This is a genomic window from Streptomyces phaeoluteigriseus, from assembly GCF_001896135.2.
GTDB lineage: Bacteria > Actinomycetota > Actinomycetes > Streptomycetales > Streptomycetaceae > Streptomyces > Streptomyces phaeoluteigriseus.
Map to the genome: position 1 here is coordinate 22,508 of NZ_MPOH02000056.1, position 22,427 is coordinate 44,934.

The window sequence follows — 22,427 nt, forward strand, 5'->3', positions numbered from 1 at the left end:
GGTGGTTAACCAGACTCACGAGCGGAATCACATCGATGGCTCTGCTCGCGTTGTTGCCTACGTTCGCGACGACCGCCGCGGCGGCTACGTCGTCCGACGGGGCTGCTGCGTCCGCCTCCTTGGAGACCACACACCGCACGGCCGCTGAGCGTGCTGCGGCGATGGACGAGCAGGTCGAGGTCACCAGTGAGCGCACCGAGTACTCGACCACCATGGCCAACCCGGACGGCACCTACACATTCGTGCAGTCGGCTGTGCCGCAGCGAGCGAAGGGCGACGATGGTTCCTGGAAGCCGGTGGACGCCACCCTCGAGCGGCGCACCGACGGCACCGTTGGACCCAAGTCCGCAGTGGTGGACCTGTCCTTCTCCGGTGGGGGTGACGGTGCCGGCCTGATCCGGCTGGGCGATGAGGGCGGCGCGCTGCGTCTCGACTGGCCGGGCAAATTGCCGGAGCCCCGGCTGGACGGGACGAAGGCCGTCTATCCCGATGTCCTCGAGGGCGTCGATCTCGAACTCACTGCCACTGCGGAGGGCTACCGTCAGGTGCTCGTGGTCAAGTCCGCCGAGGCGGCCGCCGACCCGGCGCTCGAGCAGATCGAGCTGACCGTTTCTGCGACCGACCTGGAAGTCGTGCCGGGGGCGGGTGGCGGTGTGCGTGCGATCGACGCCGACGGCAACACGGTGTTCAAGGGTCCGGCGGGCCAGATGTGGGACTCCGCGAGCCAGACCGGCCCGCCCGCTGAGAAGGGCATGGGTACTCAGCTGGTCCGGTCTGCCGCGGCCGACGGGCCTGCCGAGAGCGAGGTGCCGGACCCGGTGGAGGAGGGCACCCAGCCGCGCGCTGGGGATGTCAGCGCCGTGATGCCCGTGCAGGTGGGCGCCGACAGCATCGCCATCGAGCCGGATCTCTCCCTGTTGCGCGGCAAGGACACTGTCTACCCCGTCTACATCGACCCATCAGTCGGTCTCGGGGTGTCCGAGCGGACCGTGCTGTCCTCCGACGGCGACAAGTTCTGGCAGTTCAACGGTGACTACGGCGTCGGACGCTGCAGCGTCTCGGGCCCTTACTACTGCGGCAGCAATTACACCAACCGCATGTATTTCGAGTTCTCGCCGTCGAAGCTGTCCGGCAAGTACGTCCTCGACGCCACCTTCCGCGCGTACGAGACCTGGTCGTTCAGTTGCTCCCCCAAGTGGGTCGACCTAGAGCGCACCGACAACATCTCCGAGGGCACCCGCTGGCCCGGCCCTGCCCAACTGGACCAGATGGGTGACCGTCACATCTCAGCGGGCCGCGGCACCCAGTGCAGCCCTGCGCAGCCCGACCAGTGGGTCGAGTTCAACGACAACCCGGACGAGACCGACGAGAACCTCGCCTCCACCGTGCGCAAGTTCGCGGACGGTAAAATCTCCCGACTCACTCTCATGCTGCGGGCCAAGGACGAGTCTGACCCCGAGGCCTGGAAGCGGTTCGATGACAACGCCGAGCTCAAGGTCACCTACGCCTTCAAGCCGGGTGTGCCGACTGACGTCGGCGTGATCCCGGGTGACGGGACCACCGCGTACTGCAAGAAGTCCTCGTCCGACCCGCTCGTCGTCACCCGGGTCGACCCGATGGTGCAGGCCCGGGCACAGACCAAGGTCGAGCACAACCTGGGCTCCGAAGAGGGATCGCTTCAGGCCGAGTTCGTTGTTGAGCGTGGTGACGACGCCGCCTGGCATCAGGTGTGGTCCGGCTACCGTCCCGACTCCGGCTGGGACCCGGACGACACGCTGGAGAAGCTGCGCGTCTCCAACCGCGCCGACGGCGGCCTGTACCGGCTGCGTGCCCGCACCCAGTCCCACTGGACGTACGGCACCAAGCCCGGCGACCTGTTCTCTTCGTATTCCTCCTGGTGCTACTTCAAGATCGACTCGACCGCGCCCAAGGCCCCGACGATCACCTCGGTCAGCCCGTACACCCAGTGCACCACCAACCTGTGCGAAGGCAAAGGCGGTCCGGGCGTGCCCGGCAGCTTCACCTTCCAGCCGAACGCCGCAGACAAAGACATCACCGGCTATCGCTGGCGGCTGTTGCCCAGCGCGGCCAACACGACCAGGACGGTCAGCGGCTCCTCGGCCACCGTGAACGACGTAACTCCGTCACTGGCGGGTACGCAGACGCTGTCGGTGGAGGCCAAGGACGTGCGCAACCGCTGGGGCACGCCTGCCGAGTTCATCTTCAAAGCCGTCCCGGCCAGTGGTCCTGTGGGCACCTGGCACTTCGACGACGGCGCGCCGAGCTCCGGCGTGACCGTGGCCAAGGACACCGCGACCGAGGGCACCCGGCATGATGCCACGCTCCACGAGAGCGCCGGCTGGTCGTCGCTGGCCCGCCGCGGCGACAGCGACTACTCGCTGTGGATGGACAGCAGCGTCTCGACCACGAAGTACTATGCCGCCACCGCTTCTCCCGCGGTGAACAGCAAGGACTCGTTCACCATCTCCGCCTGGGCCTACCTGACCGATGCCGACTCCACCCACGTGGTGATGGCAGCCCCGGGCACCAACGCCTCGGCGTTCACGCTGTACTACTCGGCGTCGAACAAGAAGTGGGTGTTCGACCGCACCGCCTCGGACGTCAAGGAGAGCCCGGTACACCTGCGGTCCCTCGGTGACGCCAACAACCCGCCGCTGAGAGTGTGGACGCACCTGGCCGGCGTCTTCGACACCAAGAAGGACACCGACAAAACCAACGACACCATCCAGCTGTTCGTCAACGGCCGCCCGCAGGGCAAACCCGTGCTGCTCAACTCGGTGTCGACCGCGTACACTCCGTGGGCCTCCACCGGAGGCCTGCAATTCGGCCGTTCCCTGGCCGGCGGTGTGTACGGCGAGCACTTCCAGGGCCGACTGGACGAGTTCAACGTCTGGCAGCGAGTGCTGACCCCCGACGAGATCGCCGAGCAGGCGCAGCTGCTGGAGAACGGCGTCCCCGCCAACGAACTCGTCGCGCACTGGGACGCAGGCTCCTCCACCGGCACCGAGGTCAAGGAGCTGTCCTCGTACCCCGCAGAGAACCTGAAGCTGTCCGCATCGGGCGCGGCGCTGGACGCCGAGAACAACGCCCTGGTGCTCGACGGCGCCGCTGGCTACGCCTCGGCGACCGGTCCGGTCACCGATGAGACCGGCTCGTTCACCGCCTCGGCCCGGGTCCGGCTCGACTCCGGGAAGTTGGCGGCCAAGCCAGTCGGCTACCAGGGCATGGTGGCCGGGCAGCAGGCGAGCGCCGGAGAGTCCTCCTGGGCGCTGTGGGTGGTCAAGCCCGCCGAGGGTGTCTACCAGTGGAAGTTCACGCGGACCGCGCTCGGCACCGACGGCAAGGTCACCCAGAGTGCCAAGGTGCCCGACGGCGATATCGCCGAGACCGACACCTGGGTGCAGGTCACCGGTGTCTTCGACGCCCAGGAGGCCTGGGAGTGGACCGACCCGACCGACCCGTCGAAGACGGAGACCCGGCACGGCAAAATCCACCTCTTCGTTGGTGAGTTCGATCAGCCTTCAGAGACCGACTCCGGGTTCACCGTCCCGCAGTACGGCTCCGCCACCCTGTCTGCCGGCCGCGGCAGCCAGGGCGGCAGCACCGGGCACTACCTGCTCGGATCCCTGGAGAAGCTACGGGTGTGGACCGGCGCGATGACCGCCGACCAGGTCCGCTCCCAGATCCTCGGCGGCTGACCCGCCTTCCGGACCGGCCAGGGGCGGAGCATCCCACCCCTGTCCGGTCGGCTCACCCGTACACCCGGCGCGTCCGCGCGCCCCCTTCTCACAGCCTTTCTCCTTAGATCTCAGACAAGGGACTTCATGCGACACAGACCACCGGTCTGGCCTGCCCGAGCCAGGACCAGAGCATCCCGGTCACCCCGGCTGCGGCGGGTCGGCCTGATCGTCTGCTTTGGACTGCTGCCCGGCCTGCTCGCCCCCGCGGCCGCGGTCGCCAGCGACGTGGATCCGCTGGGCCGACCCAAGTTATCCGCCCCGCACGCGACGAAGGTCAAGCCCTTCGCCGCCGAGCAGGACCCGAAGACCGCCGTGGCCGGGCGCGAGGCGGCCCGCGCGGACCAGAGCGCGGCCGCCCGTGCCCGCAAGGACCAGGCCAGGACCACCGCCTGGCCGGAAAGCGGTTCGGCTCAGCTCATCCTGCCGGCGTCCGGCAGTGCGAAGGCCGAGCCGGGCGACCTGCCCGTCACCCTGAGCGCGCCGGCGAAGAAGAGCGAGCGCGCCCGGTCGGTCACTGTGAACGTCCTCGACCAGAAGGCCTCGCGGGCACTGGGCGTCACGGGCGTGGTCCTGAAGCTGACCGGCCCGAACGACGGCGGCCAAGCTGAACTGGGCATCGACTACTCAGCGTTCGCCTCGGCATACGGCGGCGACTGGGCCAGCCGGCTCCAGCTCGTGCGGCTGCCCAACTGCGACCCCAAGTCCGAGAAATCGAAGTCCGCGAACTGCCGCACCACGACACCGGTCGACTTCACCAACAGCCGCGGCGAGGAGGAGCTGACCACCGACCTGTCCTTCGCGCCGACGGCCAGCACCGGAGCGCGGACCATGATGCTGGCGGTCACCGCCGGCACCGCGTCCGCGGACGGCGACTACAAGGCGACCCCGCTGTCGTCCTCCTCGACCTGGGAGGCCGGCGGCAGCTCCGGCACCTTCACCTGGAGCTATCCGCTAAAAGCACCCCAGCCGGCTTCGGGGCAGGCGCCGCAGCTGGCGATCTCCTACGACTCCAGCAGCGTGGACGGCCGTACCTCTACCACCAACAACCAGGGCACGCAGGTCGGTGAGGGCTTCGATATCACCTCGTCGTACATCGAACGCAAGTATGGCTCCTGCACCGACGACGGGCACAGTGACAAACACGACCTGTGCTGGAAGTACGACAACGCCTCGCTGGTGCTGAACGGCAAGGCCACCGAACTTGTCAAGGACGACACCACCGGCGAGTGGCGGCTGAAGAACGACGACGCCTCCAAGGTCACCCGGTCCACCGGGGCGGACAACGGCGACGACAACGGCGAGCACTGGACTGTCGTCACCGGCGACGGCACCAAGTTCGTCTTCGGCCTCAACAAGCTTGATGGTGCGGCCGCCGATGTACGCACCAAGTCGGTGTGGACCGTGCCCGTCTTCGGTGACGACCAGGGCGAGCCCGGCTACGCGGACAGCACCTCGTTCTCCGGCCGGGACCAGAAACAGGCTTGGCGCTGGAACCTCGACTACGTCGAGGACACCCATGGCAACGCCAGCAGCTACTGGTACGAGGACGAGACCAACAACTACGACAAGCTCGCCGACGACAACACCGGCACCTCCTACATCCGCGGCGGCTACCTCAAAGAGATCCGCTACGGACAGCGCGCCGGCGCCTTGTTCAGCGCCACCCCGGCCGCCTCGCACAAGATCGCATTCAGCCACGCCGAGCGCTGCCTCGCCTCCGGCACCGGCTGCGACGCGCTGACCGAGAGCACCCGGGACAACTGGCCAGACGTTCCCTTCGACCGGATCTGCAAGGACGGCGAGAAGTGTCCGTACCTGGACAGCCCGACCTTCTTCACCCGCAAGCGGATCACCGCTGTCACCACCTACGCCTGGGACGCGGCGGCGGCCACCCCGGCGTTCGCGCCGGTCGACACCTGGGAGCTCAAGCACCTCTACCTGGACCCGGGCGACACCGGTGACGCAACCGACCAGTCGCTATGGCTGGACGAGATCCAGCACACCGGCAAGCACGGCACCGACCTCACCCTGGACCCGGTGAAGTTCTCCCACATCTTCCTGCCGAACCGGGTCGACGGCCCGAGCGACGACATCCTGTCCTTCGAGCGGCCCCGGCTGAAGCAGGTCGTGTCCGAGACGGGCGCACAGACCGTCGTCGATTACCTGCCGGCCGACTGCGCTGCCGGGCAGACCATGCCCAAGGTGGACGAGAACACCAAGCGCTGCTTCCCGGTGTACTGGTCGCCCTATGGCCAGGAGGAGCCGATCCTCGACTGGTTCCAGAAGTACCCGGTCAGCTCGGTGCGCACCACGATCCGCTCGGCGGCTCGGAGACCGTCCAGCACACGTACCAGTATTCTGGTGGCGGTGCCTGGCACTACAACGAGGACCCGCTGACCCCGGTGAAGGAGCGCACATGGTCCCAGTGGCGCGGCTTCGGCAAGGTCACCCACCTCACCGGCCCCTCGGGCGCCACCCAGACCAAGACCGTCACCGTGTTCCTGCGGGGCATGAACGGCGACCGCCTCCTCGGCACCGGCGGCAGAACGCCGGACCCGGACGCGCGCAGGACGGCGAAGGTCGCCGGGATCAAGGCAGCCGAGATCACTGACTCCGAGCAGTACGCCGGTCTCACCCGGGAGACCGTCTCCTACGACGGCGACACCGAGGTGTCCGGCACGGTCAACGATCCCTGGTCCAAGCGGACAGCCACCCAGCACAAGTCGTACGCCGACACCGAGGCGTACTACGTCCGCGTCGGCGCCTCACACGCCCGTACCCACATCACCAGCAAGCTGACACCGTACGACCGGGTCCGCACCACGAAGACCACATACGACGACTACGGCATGCCCACCGCAGTGGAGGACCTCGGCGACGACTCCGTCTCCGGTGACGAGAAGTGCACCCGCACCTGGTACGCCCGCAACGAGGCCACCGGCCTGACGTCGCTGGTGTCCAGGACCCGGATCGTCGGCAGGACGTGCTCTGTCACCGAAGCCGACCTGGACCTGCCCACGGACCACAACCGGGCAGGAGACGTCGTATCCGACTCCGCGACCGCGTACGACACTCTGACCTGGTCGGCGACCCAGACGCCCAGCAAGGGCGACGCCCGGTGGACCGGCCGCGCCAAGGGGTACGGATCCGACAACCAGCCACAGTGGCAGCAGACCGCCGTCACTGAGTACGACACGCTCGGCCGGCCGACGCTGGTGAAGAACGCCGACAACACCACGACGTCCACGACCGAGTACGTGCCGACCGCGGCAGGCCCGCTGACCCAGACGATCGTCGGCAACGCCAAGACCCACAAGACCATCACGGTCAAGGACTTCGCCACCGGCGCCGACCTGATGGTCACCGACACCAACGGCAAGGTCACCGAGACCGCGTACGACAGTCTCGGCCGAGTCACCAGCGTGTGGCTGCCCAACCGTTCCCGCGCGCTCGGCAAGACCGCGAACTACGTCTACACCTACAGCGTCAAGTCCACCTCGCTCCCGTGGGTGTCCAGCGCTTCCCTCAAAGGCGACGGCTCCGGATACAGCACCACCTACGAGATCTACGACTCGCTGCTGCGCACCCGCCAGGTGCAGGCCCCGTCGGCCGCGGGCGGGCGGCTCATCGCCCAGACCCTGTACAACGGCCGCGGCCTGCCCGTGACCGCCCAGTCCGACATCTGGGACGACAAGGCTGCGCCGACTGGCACCATCGCGCAGATCGACGGCGGCCAGGCGCCCCGGCAGACCGACAGCACCTATGACGGCACCGGTCGGGTCACCAAAGTGGTCACCAAGAGTCACGGCGTCGCCGAGTGGTCGGTCAACACGACCTACCGGGGAGATACGGTCCTCACCAGTGCCCCGGCCGGCGGCAACGCCAACGCGGCGATCACCAACGCGCTCGGCCAGACCGTCGAACGCCGCGACTACGCGGGCACCCAGCCCACCGGCACCGCCTACATGACCACCCACTACACCTTCGACGCCGCCGACCGGCAGAAGAGCATCACCGCGCACGACCAGTCCGCCTGGACGTACGAGTACGACCTCTTCGGCCGCCAGACGTCCGTCACCGACCCCGACAAGGGCAAGACGGTCACCGAGCACAACCAGCTCGATCAGGCGGTCAAGTCCACCGACAGCCGGGGCAAGGTACTGCTGTTCGAGTACGACATCCTCGGTCGCAAGACCGGCATGTGGCAGAACTCCAAGACCGACGCCAACAAACTTGCGGCCTGGACGTTCGACACCCTCACCAAGGGCCAGCAGGACACAGCCGTACGGTACGAGGGCGGGGTCGCTGGCAAGGCGTACACCCAGAAGGTCACCGCTTACGATGCCATGTACAAGGTCACCAGCAACCAGCTGACCCTGCCCCTGGACGACGAACTGGTCAAGTCGGGCGTGCCGGACAAGCTGTCCTTCTCTACCGGGTACAACCTGGACGGCACCGTCAAGCAGGCAACCGCGCCCGCCGTGGCCGGACTGCCCGGGGAGACGGTGTCGTACACCTATGACGGGCTCGGCCAAGTGCAGACCGCCAGGGGCACTACGGGCTACCTCCAGGGATCGGCCTACTCACCCGTCGGCGACCTGCGCCAGCTGACCCTGGCCACCGACCCGACCGCCGCCAAGAAGGTCTACGTCAACCACGACTACGAGGCGGGCACACGTCGACTCACCCGGTCATACGTTACCGACGATGTCCACGGCTACATGCTCCAGGAACTCAAGTACACCCAGGACGACGCGGGCAACATCACATCCATCTTCGACGGCATCACCCTCGGTGGGACTGGCAAGGAGGACTACCAGTGCTTCGCCCACGACGGTTACCGTCGTCTGAGTGAGGCGTGGACCCCGAAGACCGCCGATTGCGCAGCGTCCGGCCGTACCACCACGAACCTTGGCGGGGCCGCACCATACTGGGCGAGCTACGAGTACAACGACTCCGGACTGCGCTCCAAGCAGACCGAGCACAGCGCTTCGGACAACGTCACCATCGACTACAAGTACGGTACGGACAAGGGCCAGCCGCACGCACTGTCCTCTACCGTGACCACAGGAACGAAGACCGAGTCGTATACATACGATGCCACCGGCAACACCGAGACCCGACCGGGCACTCAGGCCACCCAGACCCTGACCTGGAACGCCGAGGGCGGACTCGCCACCGCGAGCGAACCCGCTGCGGGCGGCAAGCCGGCCACCGGCACCGGCTACATCTACGACGCGAGCGGGGAACTGCTCATCAAACGGCCCACCACCACCGACGGTGAGACCGTCCTCTACCTCGGTGTGACCGAGGTCCGGCTCAAGGTCAGCGGCAACGGCGTCACCAAGGCGCTCTCCGGTGCCCGCACATACAAGGCGGGCGACACCGTCATCGGCGTGCGGACCTCCACTGCGGGCCAGACCGGCACGAAGCTGGCGTTCCTCGCCGGTGACCACCACGGCACTTCGAGCCTGGCGATCGCCTCGGACACTCTTGTCTTCACCAAGCGGTACACCAAGCCCTTCGGTGGTACGCGCGGCACGACGTCCGGCAACTGGCCTGACGACAAGGGCTTCCTCGGTAAGCCCGAAGACAAGACAACCGGGCTCACCCAGCTCGGCGCCCGCCAGTACGATCCCGACCTTGGCCGTTTCCTCAGCGTCGACCCGCTGCTTGAGCCGGACAAGCCGCAGACGCTCAACGGATACTCCTATGCAGGCGACAACCCGGTGACCAACGCCGACCCGACCGGCATGGCCTTCATCCTCATCCCCGGCGCCGTTGTGGTCGACAAAGCTCTCGGTGGCGGTGGCGGTGGCGGAAACGGCGGCGGTGGCGGCACAGCCTCGACGTCGTCCGGAGGCTGGACGGGCCAATCTGTCACCCAGTGGACGCCCGGCGCTACGTACAACTACATCACCAAATCCTGGGACCTGCCGTTCAACCCGCCCACCCAGACCATGGACGAGTGGCTTGGATCAATTCGCGACTGGGGCATCGTCAGTGACCCCAAGGCGGCAAACCGCTGGGAGGCATCGCGCTCCTTGTTCTTCGGCTGGCTGTGGGGCGGCGGATATCCGCTGAGGGAGCACCAGGACTTCCGGGGTGGGGACGCCTTCACGGCGATCCTGGCGGTCGACTCGACGGTGTCCGAGATGCGGGCGACGCTGGTGGGACAGGCCCGGGACAAGGGGATGAAGGCCCCGTACGCCAAGGAAGTTGCGAACATGGACTACAAGGACGTGGGACCCGAGCCCGGAAGCCCTTGGTACAAGTTCAATTCCTTGCGAGGCGCCGCTAATGACATCCTCGGTGTGCTAACCAATGGCGGGTTGGGGACGGAAAATCAGGCAGACGCGTTCCTGGGAAGTTACAACGGGTCGGCTCAGATCAAGTCGATCAACAAGAAGGACCAGAGCGTCACCTTGAGCTTCAAGGTGACGAACAAGTCCGACTGGCGGTCCGCGACCCATGTCATTCCCCGGTCGTGGAACCCAGCTTTCGAGGACACCTTCGGAGCAGCCGTGGTCGAGGACTTCTCCTGGGAGGAGAAGTGGCCGTTGAACGAGTCCGTGAACTATTCCGAGTGGCTCGAATAGCCAGGGACCGCGCTTGATCAACGGTGGGGGTCCTAACTCGACCACCGGGCTCCGACCCCCACCGTCACCACCTCACCTCTAGGATGAACCCGTGTTCAAGACCCCGTTGAAGCCCGCCCGATGGATCGGCACCGCCGTTGCTCCTCTCCTCCTGCTGACCGCGTGCGCCACCGAAGAAACAGCGAAGGTATCGGTGGACCGCGTCGTCGGGAATTGGGAAGGACCCAACGGGGAAAAGCTCTCGTTCTCGGCTGACCGAAAGTTTGCTGCCTCAGGTCTAGATTCGAAGAAGCTCGCCGAGACCGACTGCCCGGGAGACGAATCGGCCGGCAGTTGGGGGTTCATGGTTGACGAAGACAATGGAAGCAGCTTCAGATCGGCTACGGCGAAGTCGGGCTCGTGGATCGGCCTCGGCTTCGAACGCCAGTACTTCGGCTGCATCCTGGAACTCGCCGTCGTGGACGGCGGCGACACCCTCTGCGCCACCAACGACCCCGACGTGCCCTGCGGCCTGGACGTCCGCTTCACCCGTGAGAAGTGACCCTCAACCGGTCGGCCCTTGGCGATCAGCATCCGCTGCACCTCGCCGGTGCCCTGACCGATCTCCAGGACCTTTCAGCCCCGCCACATACGTCATATGCGGATGACCAGGCAGTAGTTCATGAAGCAGTGAGCCTTTTCCAACCTGGTTGCGGTGATGGGGTGTCGACGGTCTCGGGTAGAATGGAACGATGAAGCTCCTGGTAGACGGGTTCTCGACCAAGATCACCCGTGTCCGCCAGGAGCTTCGCGTGCTTGTCTACCCGTCATCGATCGATCTGTCCAGCCGCACGCTGGGGCACCTGTCCAGGCAACTGGCTGCTCGTCAGCGGGAGATTGGCACGCGGTGGCGGCGTCTGCCTGTCAGCCTTCGGGCCTGCTCGCCCTGGCTCATCTGCGGTGCGGTGACACCTACGCCCAGCTCGCTGCCGGGTTCGGCATCGGCATCGCGACCGTCTACCGCTACATACGCGAGGCTATTGAGGTTATGGCCGCCCTGGCGCCGACCCTGGCTGAGGTGATGATGACTGCCTCGGCGAAGGCATACGTGATCCTTGACGGCACGCTGCTGCCGATCTACCGGATCGTCGCCGACCCCGTATTACTCCGGCAAGCACAAGCGGCACAGCATGAATGTCCAAGTCTTCACCGAGCCCGGAGCCGCCGCCAGCAGGCACGGGATCATCGACGCCCTCGCCGCCGCTGGGTTGAAATGCTGGGTGGACAAGGCATACCAAGACGCCGACCGCCTCGTCCGCGTGCCCTTCCGGGGCCGCCGGCTCAAACGAGGGAAGCGACGGCACAACTGCAGCCACGCCAAGATCCGGTGCGTCGGTGAGCAGGCCATGGCCATCCTCAAGGGCTGGCGCCTGCTGCGGAGACTCCGCTGCAGCATGAACCGGATCACCGACATCGTGAAGGCCGTCGTCGTCCTTATGGGGCAGCAGCCTGACCGGACTCAGGGTGTGACCGGACGACATGGTCTCGAGGGCGACGGTCACTGGTAACGCTTCTTCTGTAGCCGTACGGCCGGCTGGACGGTGGGGGTGAGTTGGGTGAGGAATCGGTTGACGCGGTCCAGCTGGCTGGTGGCGCGGTTGGTGAGTTGGTCCAGGGGTTCGGCACCGGCCATGGCAAGGGCGGCGCGCTCGAGCGCCGCAGCCTGGCGGGGGCGTGCGTAGTCGGCGAACACCTCGTCGAGGTGCGGGCCGGTGATCCGGACCGGGCCGACGCGGCGGCCCCTGACAGTCAGTGAGATGTAGTGCTCGAAGCGGTCCAGGGTGGCCACCCGGTCCGCACTGGGGTTGTCGCCCCACTCGGCGGTGATCGCAGCGATGGCGGACTGCGATCCGGCGGTGGAGGCGAGAGTGGAGGCGTTCTGGACCAGGGAGAGCCGCACCGGTGTGGGCAGGCGGGCAAGGAGCTGGGTCATGCCATGGACGTGGACCTTGTACTTACGGAAGTCCTCGAACATCGAGGCGATCGTCTCTGCGGCCGCGCCGGTCAGGGTGATCAGCTCGTCGAAGTAGGGGCGGAACGGCACCCGTCGCGCTTCCGGGGTGTCACGGCGGGAGCGGACGGCGCGCAGCAGGTCTCGGGCGAGCAGCGCGGTTACCAGCCGGTCGGTGGGTCCGTTGCCGCCCGGGCACACCCACAGGATCATCTTCGAGTCCATGGCGGCGCGGATGTTGTAGCGGCCGGCGGGCTGGCCGAGGAATGCGCGGGTGACGGGGTTGGCGGCGAGGCGGGCGATCGGGTTGAGGACCACGGCGAAGGAGTCCGGCGGCAGGGTAGGGAACACCGTCTGCCACCAGGAGCGCGTCTCTGCGCCCAGGCGCCCCTGAACGCCGGCGAGTGCCGCGGTGCGGAAGCCCGCATCGGCGAGCAGCGCCCGTATGTGGAAGATCGTGGCCTGGTCTTCGGGGCGCCCGGCCTGGCAGGCGGCTTCGTTGACGGCCACCAGCACGGCCAGGGAGGCGGTGAGGATGGACCACGGCGGTGAACCTGCTGGGGTCCTCGAACGCGGTCTGCCGGGCGATCGCGGCGATCAGGTAGAGCACCGCGCGCCCGATCAGCGCCTCCAGCGGCTGGTGGTGCAAGACCTCCGGCTTGTCGAACGCTGCCTTGGGAGGCAGCTTCAGCCCCGTCGTGGTGATCACGATCATGTCGGTGGTGCTGGAGGCGTCCAGCCGTACCGGCGGCAACGTCGGGTCGAAGACCATCCGGGCCAGCGGGTTGGTGGCGACGACGCGGACGAGGCCGGCGAGGGTGGCGGCCGCGTCCTGCCGCTTTCCCGCCTCTCGCGTGGCCATCTCCACGAGGACCTCAAGGACGCGGTGCATGGACGGCTCGGGGCCGGCAGCGGCCTGCTCGACGGCATGGTGCAGGACCTCGCCGTTGGTGCTCATCGGGCCGATGCCGAGCTGCAGGGTGAGGTAGGACAGGGCGTAGTGCCGTCCCTCAGGCCCGGTGAACATGCGCAGCGGATCGATCGACACCTCGGCCTCGGCGGCGTCGATGATCTGGACACGGCCCTTGGCCGCGGTGCGGGCGAAGGTGGCCCACTCGCGCACAGGGGTGCGGTCGATGCAGATCGCGCAGCCGCCACGCGCCCACACCGCCTCCGCGATCAGTTTCTGCAGGACGCTCTTGCCCGCGCCGAGATCCCCGACGATTCCCATCGACGCCGACGCATCCACCTTGGGCGCGTCCGCCACGTTGATCATCACGGGGCGGGTGGTGCCGCAGTCCAGGTCGATCCCGAGGAACATTCCGTTGGGGTCGCCGACCTCCGCAGCGGTGAATGCCCCGCCCAGCGCCCAGTCCTCGGAGATCTGGTGCTGGGTGAACTCCCGCACCACGCCCGGCCGCACCGTGCCGGGCAGGCCGAGGGTGAACAGCGCCTCCTGCAGGCCGGCCGGACGAACGGCCCGGTAGTCGGCGCCGCCGAGCAACGCAGCCAGGGCGCGGGCCCGGGCGTCGCAGACGGCTGCGGTCGGCCCCCACACCGTCAACACGGTGACGGACTGGACCTCGACCTCCACGCTGGTGCGTGACAGGCGGGCATCCAGCTCGCCCAGGTCGCGGGCGGCGTCGGTCAGGGAGGCGGGCATGCCGGTGGGGCGGGCGTCGTACTGGTCGGCCTGATCGACCAGCTCGTTCTTCTTGCGCCGCACCTGATCCCAAGCTTTGTCGGCCGGCACCAGGGTGAGGTCGACCGTGTAATCCACCGGGAAGTCGAGCATCTCCAGCTGGGCGAACAGGTCGGCGGCATCCTGGCTCACGGCAGGTGGGCACTCGGCGAGCGCCAACTGCGCCTGATAGCCCACCCCGGCATCGGACTCCACCTGCAGCCACCGCCGCCGCAGCGGCGACGACGTCTTCAGCCGCCACCACGCCGTACGGCCCGACCGGCCGATCCGGTCCGCGCCCGCCAAGTCCTCGGCGTCGTCGAGCGCAGGATCGACGCCGCCCTCCTGCAGGCGGACCTGTCCGAGGTCGGCGTAGCTGGGGGAGCACAGCGTCCCCGCCCTCATCTGGCCGCCGTACAGGTCGCTGGTCTCAGCCTCGGTGATCAGCGGCTCCGCGAGCCCGCGGCGCAGGGCGTGCTGGATCATCCACACGATCTCCGCCGGGCGGGCCGGGCGGAAGGCGACGCCGCCGGCGAGCGCGGCTTCGACCCGGGAGGCTTGCTCGCGGTAGGAGGTCACCTCGCGGCGGGCCACGGGGGCGGCCCGCATGCCCAGCATCGGCGCGACGTCCGCCCACATCGCCCCCAGCGACGCGGTCACCTGCCCGCCGGCGGCGTCGTTGTGCAGGAGCACCGCCAGCCAGAGCGTGCGGCGGTGCATCTCCTGCCCGCCCAGCAGATCCAAAGTGGCCTCGACGTTCTCCACCCACGGATGCGTGGCGCCAGGCACCTGGTCCCCAGGCTCGATGCCCTCGATCATGCGCAGCGCGATCTCACCCGGGTCGACCTGCGCACACAGCCCGAACAGGCGCGGCGCCCCCGTCAACGAGCGGATCAAATGCGTGATCTTCGCGAGCTGCTCGTCGCGGACCGCGGCCGGAACATAGGTGCCCTGGACGCTCTCCTCGCGGCGGCCGCGCGCGTCCGCTCCGGGGTGCAGCCGGTAGAGCGCCCACACGCTGCCGTGTGTCGACCACAGGAGGTGTCCGGCGATGTGACGGATCGGCACCCTCACCGGGCACCCCCCGCCTGTTCGGCGAGAGCGAGTAACTGCTGGACGCCCGACACCGGCCCCACGGAGACCGGCCCCACCGACACCGGACGCTCCCGCGGCGCCGGGCGCGGCCGCACGAACGGACGGGCCGTCGGGCCCCGGTGCGCTTTGTGATCGGCTGCAGGCTGGCCGACGCGGGACGTCGCCATGACCGGGGCAGCGGGAGCAGCCTCCTCGAGGGTGAAACCGCCGAGCACAGGACGGGAAAGGCGGTCCCGGGCGGCCCTGCCGCCGATGCGGCCGCCCTGCGGCTGCCAGGCCAGCAGCACCCAGCCCAAGGCGGCCTGCACCGGGGCACGTCCCTTGATCTTCGGCCGGCGTACCGCCCAGACCATCAGGACCCAGGACACGATCGGCACCGGCCCCAGCCACGACCACCAGCTGATCGTTTTGACCAGCAGGAAGCCGCCGCCGACCGCGACCGCGATCTGCGCCGGGGTGTAGGGGCCGAGCGGGATCTTCCAGTCGGCGACTTTGCCCAGCACCCACGGGTGGCGTCGGGCGGAGGTGTAGAAGCGGCCCACCCGACCTGCGGTCGCGGCGCTCACAGCCGGCCTCCCGCACCGTGGGAGTGCACCTGGGCGAGCGGATCGGGTCCGCGCACGATGCCCGGCAGGGCAGGGGCACCCTTGGACGGGTTCTGCACCTCGTCGGTGAACATGTCCGCCAGGTCCTGGCGGGAGTCGTACAGCCCCAGCGCGATGATCATGAAAAGCAGGGCGCCGATCCCGGCCTTCAGGCTGAACTTCTGGATCATGCTGACGACGACCAACACGATCAGACCGGCCTGCAGACCCTTGGTCGCCCAGTCCTCGAGCATGGTGATCCACGAGTCGCCGAGGTCGTCCAGCTCCCCGGCGAGCACCAGGCTGTGCACCGTATTCACCGGGCACCCCGGTCCCGCACGGTGCCGGACTCAAGCGCGGCGACTTCCCACCGGCCAGAGCGGGCCTTGAGGCCGATGTCGTACGCCAGCGGCCAACGCCCGGCGTCGTCGTGGGCTTCGACCTGGACGCGGACGCGGACCTTCGTGCCGTCGGCCGGCACGTGTGCGGCGGCCGCGGTCTCCTCAGCGCCCCACACCTGCTGGACGGCGACCGCGGTGTAGGGGGCGGGGGAGACGGGCGAGAGCTTCACCCTGGGGGCGAGGTAGCGGTCCACCTCCCCGGCCCCCGTCAGGTACGCGCCGAGGAACTCACCCACTGCTGAGGAGAGATCACCGTCGGACGGCACGCTCACCCTGTACGGCGACTGGCTCACCGCGGCGCGCGCTGGACCGGCCACCACACCAGGGGCGCCGGTCACAGTGAACGAGGCACCGCTCGCGTCGGCGGTCACGGGGACGACGAAGTAGCGCAGGCGTCCGTCGGCGTACTGCGCAGCCACGGTCACCGCCCACTCGCCGTCACCTTGCTGCGCACTGCGCACAGCGGTCACCGCTGCCAGCACCTGTTGCGCACTGGCGACCGGGTCCGGCAGATCGACGTCCGGCGCGAGGGACTGCGCAAGCCGCGCCTGCGCACTGTTCGCGTCGTCGGCGCTGCTGCGCAACCACGCGTCGACGAACACCTGCGCATAGCCCGCCGGGTCGGCCGCAGCGGCCGCACTACGCACGGCGGCCGGCTTGTCCGAGGGGGCGGCTGCGACGGTGGTCGGGCCGGACAGCACCGCGACACCCAGGGCGGCGGGGCCGGCCGCGATCGCGGTGAACAGGACCAGACGCGACAGGCGGACGCGCCGCCTCATCTTCTCCAGCCGGGCACCTGCGGCCATCGCAGGAGCCGCGTCGCTCTCCGCAGCCTGCTTGCCAAGAGGCATGGTCAAACTCCCAGGTCAGAACGTGTACTTGCTGACCTTGAGAAAACCCGGCGCCCCCGACCGGACCACCGACCATGAGCCCCCGACCACGGTCACGATGGAGACACGAAACCCGTGGTCGGGGTCATGGTCGGCCCGACCACAGACCCCACCATGGCCCCGGACGGCGACCGGCAGGCCTGAACCCAACATCACCGTGAAGGCGGTGCGGACGCGGAACCGGCCCAGCCAGCAGCTGCGGAAGGACCGGCTGCGCACGATCTGGCCGAGAGCGCAGACCAACGCCGACAGGGCCTGCCCGCGGTGCGCAGTCGGCTGCACATGCCCAATGCGCAAGACCCGGAACGATTGCGCAGCCGCCTGCGCAATGAGCGCCGCTGCCGCTGCGCAACCGCGGCCGCGCATTCTTCGGCCCACGCCGAGGAAGGGCCGTGGTCGGCCCGACCATGAGCCCAACCATGCCAGCCCTGTGCGCATGTTGCCCGATCGTGACCGGTGGTCGGGGGCTGTGGCCGTCAGCCTGGTCAGGGCTGGCGGATGAGCTGACTGCATGGAACGCATGTACGCCTCCTCGCCCGCGCTCACCGGCCGCCCCACCCCGGCGGGCCCGGTGTGCTGCCGTGGCCACCGCGCGCGGTCTGCACCCAGGACGGCGCGATGAGCGGCTTCGGAGCCGGGATCCGCCGCGGGGTGATGGCGGCCGATCAGTTCACGCAGATCGCCAACGACCTCTTCCGCGACCCCAAGATCTCCTTCAAGGCGAAGGGGATCTTCGGCTACATCAGCACCCACCGCAACGAATGGCGGGTGACCACCGCCGCCCTCGTCGCTCTGGGCCCCGACGGACGAGACGCGGTGCGGACCGCACTGAACGAGCTGGAGCAGTTCGGCTACCTGGTCCGCGAGCGCGTGCGCCGTCCCAACGGCACTCTCGGACAGATCGTCTACAGCATCACCGACCGGCCTGCCGCTCCGGACGCTTTGCCGATCGACTCAGCATCCGCCTTCCGCGAGCCCGGCAACGGTGCCGACTTCGGCGCGGGCATCCGTCGCGGGGTGATGGCGGCCGATCAGTTCACGCAGATCGCCAACGCCCTGTTCCGCGACAGCCGGATCTCCTTCAAAGCGAAAGGACTGTTCGGCTACATCAGCACTCACCGGGACGGCTGGCAGATCACCGTCGCCACCCTGGCCCGACACGGCCGCGAACGCGTCGACGCCGTGACCACCGGCCTGGAGGAACTGGAAAATCACGGCTTCCTGCTGCGCGAGCGCGAGCGCAACCGCAACGCCGACGGCACGCTCGGGCAGGCCCTGTACTGCATCACCGACCTGCCCGCCCTGCAAAGCCCCAGCTCACAACCAGAGTCGGGTTATCCAGGATTGGCTCAGCCAGTGCTGGCTAATCCCGGCACTACGAACACCATCGTTAAGAAGACCAACAACCAGAACACCAACAACCAGAACACCAACCCCCTCCGTCCGTGCGACCACAGCGACGCCGCGCGCACGAACGTACGGCCCCCTCGCACGCGACAACACCGCCGCCTCCGGCCGACGAGATGCACGCCGGTATCCGGCTGCTGCTGGAGATCGGGGCGAGCCGTCCCGAGCTGCTGCTGACCGGACCGGCCCTGACTGATCAGGGCCGCGTGACGACCGTGATGATGAAGGCCGGCTGGAGCGCCGAGCAACTGCGCCACGTCATCACCGACCGGCCGTTGCCGCAACCGGTGCGCACTTCGGTCGGTGAGATCGTCGCCGCCCGTCTGCGGGCTGCTCAGGCCTACCCGCCGCCCGCCACCCTGGACGGCTCTCACCACCGCGGCGACGTGATGGAAGACGAGCCGCAGGGGCGGCCATCGGCCGGGCGGTCGTCCACGGCTTCTGCCGCCCGCACGGTGACTGAGGCCCTGACCTACCGGGCGCTCGTCGAATGCGCCGGCTGCGGCGTGCCCGCAACCGCCCCCGGCGAGGACCTATGCCCGGCCTGCCTGGGCTGGCCGCTGTGCCGCACCTGCCCCGGCCCTACCCCGCGGCGCGCGCACCCCGACGGCGACGGCCGCTGCACGACGTGCGTCACCGCCCTGTACGACCCGTTCCCGTTCCCTGCTGACCATCTTCCCGAAGGGACTCACCGCCCATGAACAGCTCATGGTCCTGCGGCAGTTGTGGCACCGATAACGCCGACCGTGCGTCGTGCGCAGCCTGCGGCACGAGCAGCCCGACCGCCACCACGGCCGCTCTCGCCGTCACCGCCCTGCGCGATGCGGCCACCGCCCGCGCCGCTCAGCTTCGGGAGGCCGCGCGCGGCAACCATCACCTGGCCGCGCACCTTGCCGTCGTCATGGACGCCTACCTCGATGACGCCCTCGCACTGCGCCGCCTGACCCCGCCCGAGACCCACCCTGAGTCCCCGCCCCATCCACACCTACGCCCCACCCGGTGAGCCAGGCCGCGCCCTGCCGCATCGCCGTTGACGGCGCCGCACCCAGGCCCCCCACCGCCCGGCCCGACAGAGCTCAGCCACCCTTACCCCGGTCAAGGAGGCAACCGCCCATGACCCGGACCGACGACGGTTCTCGCAGCACCGACCCGTACCTGTTTTTCGCCCACGAGCCGTACTACCCCGGCCCCAACACCCGGGAGATCAACACCTCGCTCCTCGATGTCCTGCTGCGCAGGCCGAGGACTCACCGCGGCGGAGGCCGAGCACCAGGACCAGCACGGGGTCGGTGTACGGGCGGTGGGCGCTCCCGCGGTGCTCCAATCGGAGTAGTCCATTGGTGACGCCTCCGTCAGGCGCATTAGCTTCTGAAGCATGGGTACATGGGCAGTCCGGCCAAAATGCCGCGTAATGGTGCTAGCGAGCCTGCTGTACGCCCTCGTGGCGGCAGGCGCCAACATTCCAGCCAACGCCGCCGCCCCACGATTGAGCTTGTTCGTCCTGGGTGACAGCATCGCCGGCGGCAGCGCCCAGGGCGGTAATGGACCGCACGGCTGGCCCTCGCTCGTCGCTAGACAACTGGGAATGACGCTACGTCTCGATGCAAGGGGTGGCACCGGCTACACCACTGGTGGCCCGCAAAAGGGCGGACGACCGTACGCACAGCGGGTCAAGCAGGCCATTGCCGCGAAGCCGGACGTGGTAGTCGTCGAGGGTTCCCGCAACGACGCCGGCCCGACGAAAACCCGAGCCGCCGCGGTGGACTCTCTGCGCCGTCTCCGTGCAGGGCTGCCCCGGGCCCGCATCCTGGTCATCGGGCCGATTTACTCGCATCCGCGGCCGATCGGCTCACACCCGATCGACGAGGCGGTCTCGGCCGCGGCGAAGAAGCTCAGCATGCCTTACTTGTCCGCAGTGCGCCGTGGGTGGTTCACCGGATCCGCTCACCAGTTCATCGGAAGCGACGGTGTGCACCCCACGAACGCCGGCCACGCATATCTCGCCCAGCGGATCCGTCCCGAAGTGTCACGGCTGTTGCATAAGTAACAACGGCTAACGAAACCAGGTGAGTCGGGCCTGTTGGCCGTGTTCGGGCGGAGAGTTGAGCGTGGCCGACGTATGGGGGCATTCCCGTGGATCGTGTCGGATGAGCTCTGGGAGCGGATCGAGCCGTTGCTGCCGAGGAAGGAGCGCCGGTTCCGGTATCCGGGCCGTAAGCCGCTGCCGGACCGGCAGGTGCTGTGCGGGATGCGTGCTGCACACGGACATCCAGTGGGAGTACCTGCCCAAGGAACTGGGTTCGGTTCCGGTATGACGTGCTGGCGTCGACTGCGGGACTGGAACGAAGCCGGAGTCTGGCAGCGGCTCCACGAGGTCCTTCTCGCCGAGCTGAACGCGGCGGGCAGGCTGGACTGGTCCCGCTGTGTGGTCGATTCCTCACACACCCAGGGCGCTAGAAGGGGGAGCCACACGGGCCCGTCGCCGGGCGCTCGGGGCCGGACAGGCTCCAAGCATCATCTCATCACCGACGGACGCGGAACCCCGCTCGCCGTCATCCTGGCCGGCGGCAACCGCAATGACGTCACCCAGCTCCTGCCTCTTCTCGACGCGGTGCCGCCCATTCAAGGCAGGGTGGGTCGGCCACGCCGCAGGGCCGTCACCCCCTACGCGGACCCCGGCTACGACCACGACTGTTCCGCAAGCAGGTCCGGGCCCGCGGCGTCGTACCTGCCATCGCACGGCGCGGAACCAGGCGCGGCTCCGGACTGGGCGTCTGCCGGTGGGTGGTCGAGCGGACCTTCGTCTGGCTGCGCGGCCTCCGCCGACTGCGCGTGCGCTGGGAACGACGAGCGGACATACACCAAGCGTTTCTCACACTTGCCTGCTGTCTGATCACCCACCGACAACTCAAGTCATTCTGTTAGCCGTTGTTAACCGCAGGCCATGGCCGCAACCGCGGACCGAAATGGGCCGGTTTTTCAGCTCAGAGGCGACGGCCGGCGCGGGGGTGGCACTGCCCGCAGCAGTTTCCACAGCGGACGCGATCCCGAGGCCCATAGGGCGAGGGTGTGGCGGTCGACGACGTGCAGTCGCTGCTGTTTGGCGAAGTCCGTGGCTGGGCCGGTAACCCGACCGTTCGTGATGATCACTGCGATGTCCGCGCCGTGCACCTGGCGGGCCGTCCCGTTGAGCACCTGCAGATCCGGTGTACCCACCGCCGAGCCCTGCAGGCCATTGCGGCGGTGCTTGCACTGGATCACCCAGCGTCGGCCGAACGGGTCGGTGGCCTTCACGTCCGCGCCCAAGTCACCGCGGCCGCCGACCCGCTGAGCGTCCCGGCAGCTGTCTCGCTGCATGAGGTCCCGTACCGCGTCCTCGAACCGGGTATGGTGCAGCGCGTCCAGCTGCGGCAGTCCGTAGCGCAGGCCCTGCGCCCGCACCGCCTCCCACTGGGCCCGCTGCTGCCGGTTGTAGAGCCAACCGGCGCCCGCCAGCACGGCGAGCACCAGGACCACGACGAGCACCCACCAGTGGGCCAGCAGCCAGTTGACCACCATCACCACCACACCGATGGCGACCGCGACCACCATGGCGAAGATGACCAGCTGCGCTTCTCGCTGCTGCTGTCTGCGGCTGGGCCGCCTTGTACGGCGTCCCGCCGGCGGCCGCCGCCGGGTCACCGCTCCCACCGGATGGGGTACGACACCGTGGGGCTAGGTTGCGGAGCCCGCGCGGCCGGGTCGCTGTCGAACCGGATCGGGTACGACACGGTGGGGTGAGGCTGCGGAGCCCGCGTGGCGGGACCGTTGTCGAAGCGGATCGGGTACCGGACCGTGGACTGCTGCTGCTGGATGCCCTCACCCTCTGCGGACCCGTTCCTGTGGCTCAGCCCGACCACGACTTAGAGGTCCTAACAAAAGCGTTGGACGTGTCGGTGGGTGATGAGGCAGGTGGCGAGGCCGAGGAAGGCTTCGTGGATGTCGTCGCGTCGTTCCCAGCGGATGCGCAGGCGGCGGAA

At 68.5% G+C, this 22,427-nt stretch carries 13 protein-coding genes and 3 pseudogenes; 9 read left to right on the plus strand and 7 right to left on the minus strand.

The annotated features are described in order from the left end of the window. Window positions 1-161 precede the first annotated feature (161 nt). The 4 genes and pseudogenes from BM536_RS38235 to BM536_RS38250 all read left to right on the plus strand — a co-directional run bounded on the left by BM536_RS38235 (window position 162) and on the right by BM536_RS38250 (window position 11,907). Window positions 162-3,719, plus strand: a complete 3,558-nt coding sequence (locus tag BM536_RS38235) for a LamG-like jellyroll fold domain-containing protein (RefSeq protein ID WP_073492721.1) — start codon at window positions 162-164, stop codon at window positions 3,717-3,719. Between the two features lie 126 nt (window positions 3,720-3,845). Next, window positions 3,846-10,360 (plus strand): annotated as a pseudogene (locus BM536_RS38240) (RHS repeat-associated core domain-containing protein). Between the two features lie 91 nt (window positions 10,361-10,451). Then, a complete protein-coding gene (locus BM536_RS40585) occupies window positions 10,452-10,901 on the plus strand; it encodes a hypothetical protein (protein WP_073492719.1) in 450 nt (149 codons plus the stop codon). A 250-nt stretch (window positions 10,902-11,151) separates the two neighbouring features. Further along, window positions 11,152-11,907 (plus strand): annotated as a pseudogene (locus BM536_RS38250) (transposase family protein). On the opposite strand, the gene BM536_RS38255 reads toward BM536_RS38250, so the two are convergent. Genes BM536_RS38255 through BM536_RS38275 form a run of 5 tightly spaced genes read right to left on the minus strand, consistent with a single transcriptional unit; the run spans window position 11,898 to window position 16,962 of the window. After that, the gene (locus tag BM536_RS38255; protein WP_211363027.1) at window positions 11,898-12,575 is read right to left on the minus strand and encodes a hypothetical protein; all 678 of its coding nucleotides are present in this window, start codon (window positions 12,573-12,575) and stop codon (window positions 11,898-11,900) included. The pseudogene BM536_RS38250 and the gene BM536_RS38255 overlap by 10 nt on opposite strands. Further along, the gene (locus tag BM536_RS38260) at window positions 12,463-15,105 is read right to left on the minus strand and encodes an ATP-binding protein (protein ID WP_245874022.1); all 2,643 of its coding nucleotides are present in this window, start codon (window positions 15,103-15,105) and stop codon (window positions 12,463-12,465) included. Before BM536_RS38260 ends, BM536_RS38255 begins: the two co-directional genes overlap by 113 nt. Next, the gene (locus BM536_RS38265) at window positions 15,102-15,692 is read right to left on the minus strand and encodes a hypothetical protein (protein WP_073492717.1); all 591 of its coding nucleotides are present in this window, start codon (window positions 15,690-15,692) and stop codon (window positions 15,102-15,104) included. The genes BM536_RS38260 and BM536_RS38265 overlap by 4 nt, the downstream gene beginning before the upstream one ends. After that, on the minus strand, window positions 15,689-16,030 hold the full coding sequence (locus BM536_RS38270; RefSeq protein ID WP_073492715.1) for a hypothetical protein: 342 nt from the start codon (window positions 16,028-16,030) through the stop codon (window positions 15,689-15,691). The genes BM536_RS38265 and BM536_RS38270 overlap by 4 nt, the downstream gene beginning before the upstream one ends. Beyond that, the gene (locus BM536_RS38275) at window positions 16,027-16,962 is read right to left on the minus strand and encodes a conjugal transfer protein (protein ID WP_073492713.1); all 936 of its coding nucleotides are present in this window, start codon (window positions 16,960-16,962) and stop codon (window positions 16,027-16,029) included. The genes BM536_RS38270 and BM536_RS38275 overlap by 4 nt, the downstream gene beginning before the upstream one ends. Before the next feature lie 657 nt (window positions 16,963-17,619). On the opposite strand from BM536_RS38275, the gene BM536_RS43730 reads away from it, so the two are divergent. From BM536_RS43730 to BM536_RS38295, 5 genes are all read left to right on the plus strand, one after another. After that, the gene (locus tag BM536_RS43730) at window positions 17,620-18,585 is read left to right on the plus strand and encodes a helix-turn-helix domain-containing protein (RefSeq protein ID WP_245874023.1); all 966 of its coding nucleotides are present in this window, start codon (window positions 17,620-17,622) and stop codon (window positions 18,583-18,585) included. Beyond that, window positions 18,525-19,109: a hypothetical protein gene (locus BM536_RS43735; RefSeq protein WP_245874024.1), complete on the plus strand. Its 585-nt coding sequence runs from the start codon at window positions 18,525-18,527 to the stop codon at window positions 19,107-19,109. The genes BM536_RS43730 and BM536_RS43735 overlap by 61 nt, the downstream gene beginning before the upstream one ends. Further along, window positions 19,106-19,411: a hypothetical protein gene (locus BM536_RS40590; protein WP_143651142.1), complete on the plus strand. Its 306-nt coding sequence runs from the start codon at window positions 19,106-19,108 to the stop codon at window positions 19,409-19,411. The genes BM536_RS43735 and BM536_RS40590 overlap by 4 nt, the downstream gene beginning before the upstream one ends. Before the next feature lie 408 nt (window positions 19,412-19,819). Further along, window positions 19,820-20,455 carry an SGNH/GDSL hydrolase family protein gene (locus BM536_RS38290; protein ID WP_073492712.1) on the plus strand — a complete coding sequence of 212 codons (636 nt, stop codon included), beginning with the start codon at window positions 19,820-19,822 and terminating at the stop codon, window positions 20,453-20,455. Between the two features lie 72 nt (window positions 20,456-20,527). Next, window positions 20,528-21,333 (plus strand): IS5 family transposase gene (locus BM536_RS38295; protein WP_425444729.1). Its coding sequence is split into 2 segments (ribosomal slippage): window positions 20,528-21,101 and window positions 21,101-21,333, totalling 807 coding nucleotides; the frame shifts between segments, so codons are not numbered across the junction. Between the two features lie 54 nt (window positions 21,334-21,387). Here the strand turns inward: BM536_RS38295 and BM536_RS38300 are convergent. Further along, the gene (locus BM536_RS38300) at window positions 21,388-21,999 is read right to left on the minus strand and encodes a restriction endonuclease (RefSeq protein ID WP_245874026.1); all 612 of its coding nucleotides are present in this window, start codon (window positions 21,997-21,999) and stop codon (window positions 21,388-21,390) included. 320 nt (window positions 22,000-22,319) lie between these two features. Continuing rightward, a pseudogene (locus tag BM536_RS38310) lies at window positions 22,320-22,427 on the minus strand (IS5/IS1182 family transposase); the annotation flags it as partial.